This is a genomic window from Xanthomonas sp. F1, assembly GCF_014199855.1.
This window is the reverse complement of the sequence record NZ_JACHOK010000003.1, coordinates 322,003-335,050: the sequence shown is the minus strand read 5'-3', so window position 1 is coordinate 335,050 and position 13,048 is coordinate 322,003. Positions and strand designations below refer to the sequence as shown.

At 70.5% G+C, this 13,048-nt stretch carries 11 protein-coding genes; 6 read left to right on the top strand and 5 right to left on the bottom strand.

Annotated elements, in window-relative coordinates:
• Positions 1-66 precede the first annotated feature (66 nt).
• The 3 genes from GGR71_RS10285 to GGR71_RS10275 all read left to right on the top strand — a co-directional run bounded on the left by GGR71_RS10285 (position 67) and on the right by GGR71_RS10275 (position 4,231).
• Complete coding sequence (locus tag GGR71_RS10285) at positions 67-669, top strand: ABC transporter ATP-binding protein (protein ID WP_160957406.1); 603 nt, start codon at positions 67-69, stop codon at positions 667-669.
• Positions 666-3,149, top strand: coding sequence for an FtsX-like permease family protein (locus GGR71_RS10280; RefSeq protein ID WP_184451896.1), 2,484 nt, complete (start codon positions 666-668; stop codon positions 3,147-3,149). Before GGR71_RS10285 ends, GGR71_RS10280 begins: the two co-directional genes overlap by 4 nt.
• A 167-nt stretch (positions 3,150-3,316) precedes the next feature.
• Entirely contained in the window at positions 3,317-4,231 is a 915-nt protein-coding gene (locus GGR71_RS10275) for a S1 family peptidase (protein WP_160957557.1), read from the top strand.
• 203 nt (positions 4,232-4,434) lie between these two features.
• Here the strand turns inward: GGR71_RS10275 and GGR71_RS10270 are convergent, their stop codons facing one another.
• The 5 genes from GGR71_RS10270 to GGR71_RS10250 form a co-directional block, all read right to left on the bottom strand.
• Positions 4,435-5,373, bottom strand: coding sequence for a DUF6607 family protein (locus tag GGR71_RS10270; RefSeq protein WP_160957408.1), 939 nt, complete (start codon positions 5,371-5,373; stop codon positions 4,435-4,437).
• A 49-nt stretch (positions 5,374-5,422) separates the two neighbouring features.
• Entirely contained in the window at positions 5,423-6,016 is a 594-nt protein-coding gene (locus tag GGR71_RS10265; protein WP_160957409.1) for a Hemin transport protein, read from the bottom strand.
• Between the two features lie 6 nt (positions 6,017-6,022).
• Positions 6,023-8,242, bottom strand: coding sequence for a TonB-dependent hemoglobin/transferrin/lactoferrin family receptor (locus tag GGR71_RS10260; RefSeq protein ID WP_160957410.1), 2,220 nt, complete (start codon positions 8,240-8,242; stop codon positions 6,023-6,025).
• A 175-nt stretch (positions 8,243-8,417) separates the two neighbouring features.
• A complete protein-coding gene (gene hemP, locus GGR71_RS10255; RefSeq protein ID WP_017907561.1) occupies positions 8,418-8,618 on the bottom strand; it encodes a hemin uptake protein HemP in 201 nt (66 codons plus the stop codon).
• A 192-nt stretch (positions 8,619-8,810) separates the two neighbouring features.
• Positions 8,811-9,782, bottom strand: coding sequence for an aldo/keto reductase (locus GGR71_RS10250; protein ID WP_160957411.1), 972 nt, complete (start codon positions 9,780-9,782; stop codon positions 8,811-8,813).
• Positions 9,783-9,997: 215 nt separating this feature from the next.
• On the opposite strand from GGR71_RS10250, the gene GGR71_RS10245 reads away from it, so the two are divergent.
• The 3 genes from GGR71_RS10245 to GGR71_RS10235 all read left to right on the top strand — a co-directional run bounded on the left by GGR71_RS10245 (position 9,998) and on the right by GGR71_RS10235 (position 13,021).
• Positions 9,998-11,296 (top strand): NupC/NupG family nucleoside CNT transporter, encoded by a 1,299-nt coding sequence (locus tag GGR71_RS10245; protein WP_160957412.1) that lies wholly within the window; start codon positions 9,998-10,000, stop codon positions 11,294-11,296.
• A 69-nt stretch (positions 11,297-11,365) separates the two neighbouring features.
• Positions 11,366-12,319, top strand: coding sequence for a ribokinase (locus GGR71_RS10240; protein WP_160957413.1), 954 nt, complete (start codon positions 11,366-11,368; stop codon positions 12,317-12,319).
• Between the two features lie 66 nt (positions 12,320-12,385).
• Complete coding sequence (locus tag GGR71_RS10235; protein WP_456362607.1) at positions 12,386-13,021, top strand: DUF4893 domain-containing protein; 636 nt, start codon at positions 12,386-12,388, stop codon at positions 13,019-13,021.
• Positions 13,022-13,048 lie beyond the last annotated feature (27 nt).

Here is a 13,048-nt window from a genome sequence, read left to right as displayed (position 1 = left end):
GTGCGCGATGTCGGCAAATCCGTCAGCGGACCGGAGGGTACGGTCCACATTCTCGACAAGGTGGGATTGACCATCGGTGAAGGCGACAGCGTCGCCATCGTCGGGGCCTCAGGATCCGGCAAGACCACCCTGCTCGGTTTGCTGGCCGGTCTCGACCTGCCCACGCGCGGCGAGATCGTGCTGGCCGGGCAGTCGCTCAATGCGCTGGACGAGGAAGCGCGCGCCGCGCTGCGCGCACGCGAGGTCGGCTTCGTGTTCCAGAGCTTCCACCTGTTGCCGTCGCTGACCGCAGCGGAAAACATCGCACTGCCGCTGGAACTGTCCGGGCGCGAGGATCCGGCGCGGGTACGCGAGGTGCTGGAGGCGGTCGGGCTGAGCGCGCGGGCGCGGCACTACCCGCGGCAACTGTCCGGCGGCGAGCAGCAGCGCGTGGCGCTGGCACGCGCGTTCGTGGCGCGGCCGCGGATCCTGTTCGCCGACGAGCCCACCGGCAGCCTCGACCAGGCCACCGGGCAACAGATCAGCGATCTGCTGTTCGCGCTCAACGAAGGCAGCGACACCACCCTGGTGCTGGTCACCCACGACATGCGCCTGGCGCAGCGCTGCGAACACCGCTACCGGCTCGACGGCGGCCGCCTGCGCGCCGCCGACGCGGCGGACGCCGCATGAACGTACTGCGCCACGCGGCGCGCGCGCTGCGCCGCGAGCTGTTCGCCGGCGACCTGCTGACCGTGTTCGCCGCGCTGGTGCTGGGCGTGGCGGTGATGACCGCGGTCGGCACCCTGGTCGACCGGGTGACCCTGGCACTGACCGGTAGTGCCGCCGAAGTGATCGGCGGCGACCTCGGCGTCAGCGGGCGCCAGGACATCCCCGCCGCCTTCGCCGAGGAAGCGCAGCGGCGTGGGCTGCGCAGCACGCGCATGGTCAGTTTCCCCAGCGTGCTGTTCCACGGCGACGCCAGCCAGATGGCCAACATCAAGGCGGTGGGCGCGGGCTATCCGCTGCGCGGCGAGTTGCTGGTCGCGCGCGATACCGTCGGCGCCGGCAGCGAACGCGCCGGGCCGCCGCCGCGCGGCGAGGCCTACGCCGATCCGCGCCTGCTAGAGGCCCTGGGCCTGAAGCTCGGCGATGCACTGGAGTTCGGCGCCGGCACGCTGCGCGTGACCCGGGTGCTGCGCGCCGAGCCAGATGCCTCCGGCGAATTGATGCAGTTGTCGCCGCCGCTGCTGGTCAACCGCGCCGACGTCGATGCCGCCGGCTTGCTCGGCCCCGGCAGTCGCGCCTCCTATCGGCTGATGTTCGCCGGCGCACCGGGCGAGATCGCTGCCCTGCGCGAATGGCTGGTGCCACGCGCCAAGGCATACCGCCTGGTCGGCATCGAGGACACCCAGCGTGGCGTGCGCGGCGCCTTCGACCGCGCCGGGCGCTTCCTGGCCCTGGCCGCGTTGCTGGCGGTGCTGCTGGCCGGCGTCGCCACCGCGCTGGCCGCCAACCGCTTCGCCCTGCGCCGCATCGATCAGGTCGCGGTCTTGCGCTGCCTGGGCGCGCGCCAGCGCGACATCCTCGGCGCGCTGGCGATGCAGTTGCTGTTGCTGGCGATCCCGGCCTGCGCGCTCGGCGTGGGCCTGGGCATGCTGGCCCAGGTCGGCCTGGTCGAAGCGTTGGGCAGCCTGATCCCCAACCGCCTGCCGCTGCCGCAGGCGACCCCGGCGCTCGCCGGTGCCGGCATCGGCCTGTTGCTGCTGCTCGGCTTCGGCCTGCCGCCGCTGCTGCGCCTGCGCGACGTGCCGCCGATGCGGGTGCTCAACCGCAGCTTCGCCGCGCTGCCGCCCACCTCGCTGCTGGTCTACGCCGCCGCCCTGGTCGCCACCGTGGTGCTGGCGGTCTACGCCACCGGCGACGGCCTGCTCGCGGCCTGGGTGCTGGGCGGCCTGACCCTGCTGGCGGCGCTGGCTGCCGCGGTCGGCGGCGTGCTGCTGGCGGTGTTGCGGCGGCTGCAGGGACGGTTGCGCGGGCCATGGAAACTGGGCCTGGCGGCGCTGACCCGGCGCCGCGCGCTGAGCGTGGTGCAACTGGTGGGCCTGTCGCTGTCGCTGTGCGCCCTGCTGTTGCTGGCGGTGATCGGCCCCGGCCTGCTCGGGCAGTGGCGCGACCGGCTGCCAGCGGACACGCCGAACTACTTCCTGATGAATATCCAGCCCGACCAGGCCGACCAGGTGCTCGGCACCCTGCGCACGCTCGGCGTCGCCGACGCGGCGGTGGAACCGTTCAGCACCGGCAAGCTCGTCGCGATCAACGGCAAGCCGCCGCAGCGCCGCGAGCAGGGACCGGACGACGATGGCGACGGCAGCGACCGGCCGATCAACTTCTCCTGGCGGCACGAGTTCCCCGCCGCCAATCGGCTGCTGTCCGGGCGCTTCTGGGCCGCCGACAGCACCGCCGCCGAGGCCTCGGTGGAGGAAGCCTGGGCGCAGCGCTACGGGCTCAAGCTCGGCGACCGCATCACCCTGCTGCTCGGCGACCAGCAGCGCAGCTTCACTGTGACCAGCCTGCGCAAGGCCGACTGGGATTCGTTCCGGGTCAACTTCTTCCTGCTGCTCAACGCCGGCGCGGTGCAGGATGCGCCGTACAACCTGATCTCCGCCTTCCACCTGCCGCGCGCCTCGGCCGCGCAGTTGAGCGGTCTCAGCCGCGCCTATCCGAACGTATCGCTGCTGGACATCGACGCGATCCTGCAGCGCGTGCGCGAGGTCATCGACCGCGTCGCCCAGGCGGTGCAACTGGTGATGGGCTTCAGCCTGCTGGCCGGCGCGCTGGTCCTGCTGGCCGCCCTGCAGGCCACCGCCGGCGAGCGCCGCTACGACAGCGCAGTGCTGCGCACGCTGGGCGCGCGGCGCGGGCAGTTGCGCGGCGCGGTGCTGGTAGAGTTCGGCGCGCTCGGCCTGCTCGCGGCGATCCTCGCGGTCGGGGCGGCGGCGATCATCGGCGTGGTGGTGGCCAAGCAGGCCTTCGACCTCGCGCTGTCGCCACCGTGGCCGGCGCTGCTGCTCGGCGGCCTGGGCGGCGTGGCGCTGAGCCTGCTCGCCGGCTGGTCAGGCACGCGCCGCATCCTGCGCACGCCGCCGGCGCTGGCGCTGCGCGAGCCGTGAGTGGAGCCGGGATGACCAGCCATTCGGCTGTGGAAAAACGGAGATTCGGGATTGGGGATTCGAAAGAGCGCCGCAGGCTGCGCGGGCGTGATGCGCTCGGTGGCCGACGACGAAGCGATGCGTGCCGCGCCACGGGTAGAATCGCCATGCATCGAAAGGAGAAACACATGAAATGGATTGTCGCCTGTTGCCTGCTGGCCGTCTCCACTGCGGCTGGCGCCGTGGTGGTCAGGGCGGACGTGGAGGAAACGCGCTATCGGATTCCGGCGGCGGCATTCCCAGCCCTGGTCGACCTGCCCGGCGAAGGGCACGGCGTGCTGATCGCGCCGCAGTGGGTGGTCACCGCCGCGCACGCGGCCCCGATGCAGATGCCGGGCATGGACCAGGACGTGTCCATTGGCGGGGTGGCGTACAGGATCAAGCGCGTGGCTCTCCATCCCGGCTACCGCAAGCCGGCCGATGCGCTGGTGCAGGAGGCACTGACGACGCACGACTTCTCCAGGTTCTATGCGGCGCTCGGCGCCGCCGACGATATCGCGCTGATCGAGCTGGCTGCGCCGGTGTCGGGAGTGGCACCGGTCGCGCTGTACCGCGGCGACGAGGAAGTGGGGATGACCGCCGAGCTGATCGGCAAGGGCGCCACCGGCGACGGCAAGGCCGGCCAGGATCCCCACGGCGCCCATCGCGGCGTGCTGCGCCACGCCTTCAATACGATCGTCGGCGCCGATGCGCGCTACCTTTCCTATCGCTTCGACGCGCCGCCCTCTGCCCTGCCGCTGGAAGGCATCACCGGCAGCGGCGACAGTGGCGGCCCCTTGCTGATTGGCGAGGGCGACGCGCGGCAACTGATCGGACTGGCGTCGTGGGGCAACTATCCGCCGGACCATCCGTTCTGGGCGACCTGGACCGCGGATCGTCCATTCGTGCAGGGTCTTTACGGCCAGATCGTGCACGCCGTGCGCGTGTCGCGCTATCTGCCGTGGATCGAGCAGGTGATGGGTGCCTCCACGGATGACGCGTCGTCGCCGACGACGCCGCCCGCACCCGCGACGACCACACACGCACACGACGCGGCACGCTGATACGCCAGCGCGGCCCCGCGCTGGCGCCGGCCTTGCGTCGCTTTCATGCCGTCAGCGCACACCTGCGGGCGCTCAAGGCGTGAGCCGCAATCTGCGCACCTGCCAGCGCCGAACACCCTCTTCGGCGGCACGACACACGCAAGAAAAAGGGGAAGGCGCCATCCCGGCCGCCTTCCCCACCCTGGCTAGTTACCGGCGCAGTCTCAGCGCGCGGCCGGCGCCGGCGCCGTCCATTGCGCGAACACCGCATCGATCTGCCCATCGCTGACCGGCTTGCCTTGTTGCACAGCCTCGGCCTGGCCGAACAGCGGCACGATGATCGCCATGCCATCGACCTTGGTCTTCAGGTGCACGCCCGGCGGCTTGCCGAGCAGGCCGTCCCAGCGCGCGCGCACCCTGGCCCAGTAGCCCTGGGTCGCGTTCCAGTAGGTGCGGGCCGGAGTGAAGTCGACGGTCGTGGTCCTGACGTAGTCGTTGAAGCCGAACTCGCGGGCGATGGCCTGCTGGCTGCCGTCGGGCTTGCGCAGCACCTTGGTGTTGAACTGCTCGTGGGTCCAGCCGGCCGGCGTCAGCGTGTGCCGATTGATCACCGACAGCGCGTTGTAGTCGCTGCGCTTGGTGTACTCGCGGCGCGGCAACGGACGCCAGCTCAGGTCGCTGGTCCAGGTCGGATGGCCGTCGGCATAGTCCCAGCGCCCGGTGCCGCAGTAGCGCGGCGCGTCGCTGACCTCGTACACGCACTGGGTCCAGGCGCCGCGGGTGGCCGCGGCGTCGAGCGGGCGCACCTGCCAGGTCTGGTCGGCACTGAACTCGAAGCGTTGCGGCGCCTCGTAGATCCAGTCCTGGCGCCAGTGCTTGGTCACGTGGCCGCTCTTGGGCTCCACCAGCAGATGCTGCAGCACCACCTTGCGCGGACTGTCCTCGACCACGATCACCACCTCGTCGCCACCGCTGCGCATTGGCGCGGCGCGCGTGTAACCGGGTTGGAGCAGCACGGTCTCGTCGAAGGCGAACGCCACTGTGTACTCGCCCTGCATCGCCAGGATGCTGGCACGGTCGCGCGCCGGGTCGGCGTTCTCGGCATGGACGGGAAGGCTGCCGGCAAGCAGCAGGATGCAGAACAGGGGCGGAGCTTTCATCATCGAGAGAGGTGTCTTGGGTGATGGGAAACGAGGAAGCGCCAGCGGCCGCTCACAGCCGCAGCAGCGGCCACGGCCGCTCGGGATCGGGACGCGGCGCAGAGCGCCCGGCGCGTGCGCAACAGCAATCGTCGACCAGCACATCGCCTTCGGCCGCCTCCAGGCGCGCGATGCGGCGGGCGATGCTGGCACCGAGCGGCGACACGCCGGCGACGCTGGCCGCCAGCACGCCATCGGCCGCGTGCAGGCGCAGCGCCCGCGCGTGCCAGCCATCGCCGCGCAGGCGGCCGGCGACGCGCCGCCACAGCCGCTCGGCGACGCCGCCGTCGGCGGCATCCTGCGCCGTGGGCAATGCCGACAGCAGCATGTCCCAGGCGACGAAATCGCTGTCGGGCAGCAGGTACAGGCGCCAGCAGCACTGCTGCTGGCGGTCGTAGAAGCGCAGGCTCTCCAGCACGCCATCGCTGTCCACGTCCAGGTGCGCGGCCACGCTGCGGGCGTGGCGCCAGCCGATCAGTTCGGCGCCGGTGCGGACGCGATACAGGCACAGCACGGTGCCCAGCGCGGCCAGTTGCGCTGGGCGCGGCAGCGGCGCAAAAGCGGCCATCCGCTCCTGCTCCGTACGCGCTGGCGACGCGGTGCGCATGCGCCGCTACCAATCCAGCGCCAGGCTGACCGAGACGTTGCGTCCGGCGCCGGTATAGCGGTCGAGCACGCTGCTGCTGGCCAGGGTCGCGCCAGGCAGCATGTTCCAGTCGATGTAGCGGCGGTCGGCCAGGTTGAACACGCCCACGTCGAGCCGCGCGCCTTCGGTGAAGCGCCAGTGCGCGAGCAGGTCCAGCGTCGCGTAGCCGGCCGGCGTGTAGTAGGTCGGCAGTTCCGGCCGGCGCTTCTTCGCCACCGCGGTGGCGACCAGTTGCGTGCCCCAGGTGCTGCGGTCGTAGCCCAGGCCGAGTACGCCGCGCAGCGGATCCACCGAATTGAGCGGCGTGCCGTCGGTGCGGTTGTCGCCGCGTGCATACGCCGCGCTGGCCTGCAGCGACCAGCCGGCCCAGCGCGCATCGAGTGCGCCGAAGTCGATGCCGGCCTTCGCCTCCACGCCACGGATGTTCACCCGGTCGACGTTGCGCGATTGATACAGCATGAGGCCGTCGGCGTTGAAGCCGACGAAGCGATAGGACTCGATGAAGTCGCGGTAGGCGTTGCGGTAGGCGCTCAGGCCGGCGTAGACGGCCGGACCGGCATAGCGCACGCCCAGTTCGGCGCCGCGGCTGGTCTCCGGCTTCAGGTCGGGATTGGCGATCGCGGTGTAGCCGATCAGCAGGTTGGTGAAGCCGATATTGACGTCGTTGTAGGGCGGCGCGCGGAAGCCGTGCGCATAGTTGGCGTACAGCGACCAGGCATCGTCCAGCCGCCAGATCGCGCCGAGCTTGGGCGAGACGTTGCGGTCGCTGATCCTCTTCACCGCAACGCCGGGATTGTCGGTGGCGAAGATCGCATCGACCTGTGGCGACAGCCGGTAGTAGTCGGCGCGCAGCGCCGGAATCAGGCTGAAGCGGCCGTCGGCCAGTGCGATCTCGTCCTGCAGGTAGGCGCCGGCCTTGAGCGTCTCGGTGATCGGGAAATCGCGGACCGGGAAGGTTTCCATGCCCACGGTCTTGCTGATCGCGCCAGCGCGCAGGTTCAGCGTGTGGCCGTCGCGCTTCTCGTGGGTGTCGGTGTGCGACAGATCGATGCCGTAGCTGATGTCGTGGACGGCGCTGCCCTGCTCCACCCGCTTGTGCAGATTCGCCTGCAACCCGTACAGGCGCTGGTCGAAGTCGTGCTCCATGTGCCGCAGCGTGCCGTTGCTGCGGCGTTCGTCGGTGCGCTGCAGGCTCTGGCTGTCCTGGCGGTACAGCTGCCACTGCAGGTCGTCGGCGAGCAGCGTGTCGAGCTGCTCCGCCTCATGCCCCAGCGACACGCGGGCGCGGGTCTGATGGTCGCGGCCACGCTGCGACAGGATGCTGGCGGTGACGTTGCTCAGCGCGTCGATGCGGGAGTAGTCCTCGTTGCCTTCCACGGTCAGCTTCCAGCGCTGGTTGGCGCTGGGCGCGTAGACCAGCTTGCTGAGCAGGCTGCGGCCGTCGCTGCTGAGCGGATTGGGCGCGGTGCGGGCGGCGCCGACACTGCGGTTGTCGCCCTGGGTCTCGCTTTCCTGGCCCTGGCGATGGCTGACCGCGGCCATGCCGCTCCAGCGGTCGCCGCCGAAGGCGACCAGCGCGCCGGCGAACAGCCCCTTCCACTCGCTCTCGTAGCCGAACTTCAGGCCGACGTAGCGGTCCTTGCCCGGCGCCAGGTAGTCGGCCGGATCCTTGGTGACGTAGGCGACCACGCCGCCGAGCGCATCCGAGCCGTACAGCGCGCTGGCCGGGCCGCGCACGATCTCCACGCGCTTGAGCGTGTCCATGTCGACGAAGTTGCGGTTGGCGTTGAGGTAGCTGCCGAAGCTGAAGCCGTCCGAGACCGGGATGCCGTCGGTCTGGATCAGCACGCGGTTGCCGTCCAGGCCGCGAATGCGGATGCCGCCGATGCCGCTGAAGCGGCCGCTGTTGCCGGTGGCGGACACGCCGGGCGTGTAGCGCAGCAGATCCTTCAGGTCATGGACCAACGTGCGGTCCATCTGTTCGCGATCGATCACGTCGACGCTGCCGGGCACGTCGACGATGGCGCGCTGGGTGCGGGTGGCGGTGACCTGCAGGCGATCGAAATCGCGGATGGCGGACGCCGCACTGGCGTCGTCGTCAGCGTCGGAGGCGGAGGTGGGAGCGGCATGTGCGCAGGCGGCCAGGGCCAGCCACAGCGCGCCGGTGAGCGGAGCGGTACGGAACATGGAGAGCATCGGTGGTCGCGGAAGACCCTCGACCGGCACGGCGCGGAGTCCGCGCCTGGCCGAGGGGGAGAGAAGGATCGCGACTGCGAGGCGGCCGCGGCCGGCGCGCAAGGGCGTCGGCCAGGTGGCGGCAGTGTCGAGCGGGAGACCGGCCGCGCGCGGCGGCCGGCGGGCATTACTTGGTCAGGATCAGCTTGTCGTTGCTGGTGTGGCGCAGGCGATAGACGCGGTCGCCGTGCTGGATCAGCACTTCGCGGCGGCCCTTGAGCAGCGCCTGGCTGCTGATGGTTTCTTCGGCCGGCACCGCGCGCGGCACGGTGCGCTCGCGCAGGCTCAGGGTCTCGGGGTGACGCAACAGCACGGGTTGAGCGGTCATGGTCGAACTCCATCCACGGGGTGCATCGAGATGATAATGATTCTCAATACTTAATCAAGACCCATTCTCGCTCGATTCGATTCGCAATCTCGATCGAAATGCCGATCGCGAAAGACCTCAAGGATCGCCACGCAGTGCCGCTCTCGCTGTCGCGCCGCCGCTGCACTGCGACGGCGCTAACGCATTCCGTCCTCAGCGCACCGCCGCGTCGACCCGCTCCCACCACGCCGCGTCGTCGCGCTCGGCCAGTTCCAGCGCGGCCAGGTTCTCCAGCAGCTGCGCGACCCGGCTGGCGCCGAGGATCACCGTGGAGACGTGCGGGTTGCGCAGGCACCAGGCGATCGCCAGCGCCGCCGGCGCCACGCCTTCGGCCGCGGCCAGCGCGGTGAACGCGCGCGCGCGCTCGACCCGGCGCTGCGCCGGCGGCCCGATGACTTCCTGCTGCAGCCAGGCGTTGCGCGTCTGGCCCAGCCGCGAGGCCGGATCGATGCCGTCGTTGTACTTGCCGGTGAGCAGGCCCGAGGCCAGCGGCGACCAGATGGTGGTGCCCAGGCCGAGTTCGACGTACAGCGGCGCGTACTCCTGCTCCACGCGCTGGCGATGCAGCAGGTTGTATTGCGGCTGTTCCATCGACGGCCCGTGCAGGCCCAGCGCGCGCGCCACCTGCGCCGCCTCGCGGATGCGCTCGGCCGGCCACTCGGAGGTGCCCCAGTACAGCACCTTGCCCTGGCGGATCAGCGCGTCCATCGCGCGCACGGTTTCCTCCACCGGCGTGTCCGGATCAGGGCGATGGCAGTAGTACAGATCCAGATACTCCACCCGCAAGCGCTTGAGCGCGGCATGGCAGGCGTCGGTGACGTGCTTGCGCGAGAGCCCGCGCTGGGTCGGGCGCGGCGATTCCACGGCACCGAAGTAGACCTTGCTGGACACGCAGAACCCGTCGCGCGGCAGCCGCAGGTCGGCGATCACGTCGCCCATCACCTGCTCGGCGCGTCCGTGCGCATAGACCTCGGCGTTGTCGAAGAAGTTGATGCCGTGGTCCCAGGCGGCGGCGATCAGGTTGCGCGCTTCATCGCGGCCGGTCTGCCCGCCGAAGTTGATCCAGGCGCCGAACGACAGCGCCGACAGTTGCAGCCCGGTGGCACCGAGGCGACGGTATTGCATGGCAACTCCTCCTGCTGAGCGAACCCGCGGCACGGCCGGCGGGCGGCCGCACAGTGTAGCGGCGGCGCCGCAAGGCCCCGTCGGCGGCAATGGGGCGCCCGCTCTTGCGAATCCCCAATCCCCATTCCCGAATCGCCGACTGAACACCGCTCGCCTTGCCGGCCGTCACCCCCTGCACTAGGCTTCCCGTCTTTGGTCGGGGACCGGGGACGCAGATGGTCGAGGGATTGGGAAGGATCGGCTTCGGCCTGTTCGGGTTGGCGGTGTTGATCGGGATCACCTGGCTGTTCTCCAACAACCGCCGCGCGGTGGACTGGAAGCTGGTCGCGACCGGCCTGGTCCTGCAGATCGGTTTCGCCTCGCTGGTGCTGCTGGTCCCGGGCGGGCGCGAAGTGTTCGACTGGCTCGGCCAGGTGTTCGTGAAGGTGCTGAGCTTCGTCAACGAGGGCTCCAGCTTCATCTTCGGCAGCCTGCTCGACACCAAGACCTACGGCTTCATCTTCGCCTTCCAGGTGCTGCCGACCATCATCTTCTTCTCCGCGCTGATGGGCGTGCTCTACCACTTGGGCGTGATGCAGGCGGTGGTGCGGGTGATGGCCTGGGCGATCACCAAGGTGATGCGCGTGTCCGGCGCCGAAACCACCAGCGTCTGCGCCAGCGTGTTCATCGGCCAGACCGAGGCGCCGCTGACGGTGCGCCCGTACATCCCGCGCATGACCGAATCCGAGCTGCTGACGATGATGATCGGCGGCATGGCGCACATCGCCGGCGGCGTGCTGGCGGCCTACGTGGGCATGCTCGGCGGCGGCGACCCGGCGCAGCAGGCGTTCTATGCCAAGCATCTGCTGGCGGCCAGCATCATGGCCGCGCCGGCGACGCTGGTGGTGGCCAAGCTGCTGATCCCGGAAACCGGCACGCCGCTGACCCGCGGCACGGTCAAGATGGAAGTGGAGAAGACCACCAGCAACGTGATCGACGCCGCCGCCGCCGGTGCCGGCGACGGCCTGCGCCTGGCGCTGAACATCGGCGCCATGCTGCTGGCGTTCATCGCCCTGATCGCGCTGGTCAACGCGCCACTGACCTGGCTCGGCGACGTCACCGGCCTGGCCGGCGCGCTCGGCCGCCCGACCAACCTGTCCACCATCTTCGGCTATGTGCTGGCGCCGGTGGCGTGGGTGATCGGCACGCCGTGGCCGGATGCGACCACGGTCGGTTCGCTGATCGGCCAGAAGGTGGTCATCAACGAGTTCGTCGCGTATACCGAGCTGTCGCGCATCGTCCAGGGCCAGGTGCCGGGCGTGAGCCTGAGTGCGGAAGGCCGCCTGGTCGCCACCTACGCGCTGTGCGGCTTCGCCAACTTCAGCTCGATCGCGATCCAGATCGGCGGCATCGGCGGTCTGGCCCCCGAGCGCCGGCACGACCTGGCACGCTTCGGCCTGCGTGCAGTGCTGGGCGGCTCGATCGCCACCTTCATGACCGCGACCATCGCCGGGGTGCTGTCGCACTTCGCCTGATCCGGCCGTGGCATCCGCCACATCCGTTTTTCTTTTTTTCCAGTTCCAGTCGAGAAGCAGTACATGCCTATGAGTTCGGTCATCGTCGTCGGTTCGTTCAATGTCGACCATGTGTGGCGGTGCGAGAATCTGCCCGCACCGGGGGCGACCATCGCCGGCCGCTACAGCACCGGCCCCGGCGGCAAGGGCTTCAACCAGGCGGTGGCGGCGGCACGTGCCGGCGCGCGCACCAGCTTCGTCTGTGCGCTCGGCGACGATGCCGGCGGCGCGATGGCGCGCGGCCTGGCCGCGCAGGACGGCATCGCCCTGGTGGCCGAGGCCAGCAGCGAGCCGACCGGCACCGGCGGCATCTATGTCGACGGCCATGGCCGCAACACCATCGTCATCGGCGCCGGCGCCAACGCGGCGCTGAGCCTGGACTTCGTGCAGGCGCAGCGTCCGCTGCTGGGCTCGGCGCGGGTGCTGCTGGCGCAGCTGGAGTCGCCGATCGAGACCATCGAGGCCACCCTGGCGCTGGCCCGCGAAGCTGGCCTGACCACCGTGCTCAACGCCGCCCCGGCCAATGCGCAGACCAGCATCGGCCTGCTCAAGCTGGCCGACGTGCTGACCCCCAACGAGACCGAGTTCGCCGCCCTGCTGGCGCGCCATGTCGGCGTGCGCGTGGATGCCGACGACGTCGCCGCCACCGATGGCGGCAGCCTGCACGCGCTGTGTCGCAAGCTGCTGCCGGGCGGCACCGTGGTGGTGACCCTGGGCGCGGTCGGCGCGTTCATCTCGCACCCCGAAGAGCGCCTGCTCGGCGACACCCAACCGTATTACCGGATCGGCGCCGAGACCGCGCATACCGTGGATACCACCGGTGCCGGCGATGCCTTCAACGGCGCCCTGGTCGCCTCGTTGGCGCAGTCGCCGAACGCCGCGTTCGCCACCCACGTCCGCTTCGCCAACCACTATGCGGCGCGTTCCACCGAAGCCGAGGGCGCGGCGGCGTCGATGCCGCGGTTGACTCCCGACGCCGGCTGAGCCTGCGCGCGGCGGGTCGCACCGCCGCGATTGCCGCGTTTCCCTGACGACATACCGCCGGCCGCCGTGCCGGCCGCATCCCGACAAGGCGTTCCCGATGCCCCGCCCTTCCCTGTTGCCGTTCGCCGCGCTGTGCGCGCTGCTGCTCCCGCTGTCCGCTGCCGCGGCACCGCGCTGCGACTGGAACAGCCTGGCCGCCGACGCCGACCGCGCCGCGGTGACCGTGTCCGCCGAGCGCCTGCAACAGGTGATCGCGCCGCACTACGACGATGCCGAGCAGGAAGCAAGCGCGGCGCTGGCGCGCTCCTTGCTGCAGCGCGCACAGACGCCGCAGCAGCCCGGCAAGCTGGAAGGCCGCTGGAAACTGCGCTCGATCCAGCTCGACCGCGCTTCGCCTATGCCTACCCTTACTTCAAGGCCGAGATCCGCCGCGATCCCTGCGGCTATCGCCTGAGCAAGACCAGCGGCTCGCAGCGCCGCAGCGGCACGCTGTATCCGCTGGCCGCCGGCAGCCATGAGCTGGCCTTCCTCGGCGCCAGCACGGTGAACAGCGAGCCTGAAGCGGCCTACGCGCCTGGCCATGCCTCCGACGGCACGCATGGCAACAGCGTCGGCCGCCTGGTCGCGCTGGGCCCGAACAAACTGCTGCTGATCCTGGACGGCAAGGACAACGGCTTCGAGTTGTACCAGTTGATCCGCTGACCACCACCAAGCCGCTGCACCGCCCGG

What these genes read in the sequence shown, in the direction of transcription:
- GGR71_RS10280 (WP_184451896.1), top strand. Translation starts at nt 666, where the DNA reads ATGAACGTACTGCGCCACGCGGCGCGCGCGCTGCGCCGCGAGCTGTTC.
- GGR71_RS10275 (WP_160957557.1), top strand. Translation starts at nt 3,317, where the DNA reads ATGAAATGGATTGTCGCCTGTTGCCTGCTGGCCGTCTCCACTGCGGCT.
- GGR71_RS10270 (WP_160957408.1), bottom strand. Translation starts at nt 5,373, where the DNA reads ATGATGAAAGCTCCGCCCCTGTTCTGCATCCTGCTGCTTGCCGGCAGC.
- GGR71_RS10265 (WP_160957409.1), bottom strand. Translation starts at nt 6,016, where the DNA reads ATGCGCACCGCGTCGCCAGCGCGTACGGAGCAGGAGCGGATGGCCGCT.
- GGR71_RS10260 (WP_160957410.1), bottom strand. Translation starts at nt 8,242, where the DNA reads ATGTTCCGTACCGCTCCGCTCACCGGCGCGCTGTGGCTGGCCCTGGCC.
- hemP (WP_017907561.1), bottom strand. Translation starts at nt 8,618, where the DNA reads ATGACCGCTCAACCCGTGCTGTTGCGTCACCCCGAGACCCTGAGCCTG.
- GGR71_RS10250 (WP_160957411.1), bottom strand. Translation starts at nt 9,782, where the DNA reads ATGCAATACCGTCGCCTCGGTGCCACCGGGCTGCAACTGTCGGCGCTG.
- GGR71_RS10245 (WP_160957412.1), top strand. Translation starts at nt 9,998, where the DNA reads ATGGTCGAGGGATTGGGAAGGATCGGCTTCGGCCTGTTCGGGTTGGCG.
- GGR71_RS10240 (WP_160957413.1), top strand. Translation starts at nt 11,366, where the DNA reads ATGAGTTCGGTCATCGTCGTCGGTTCGTTCAATGTCGACCATGTGTGG.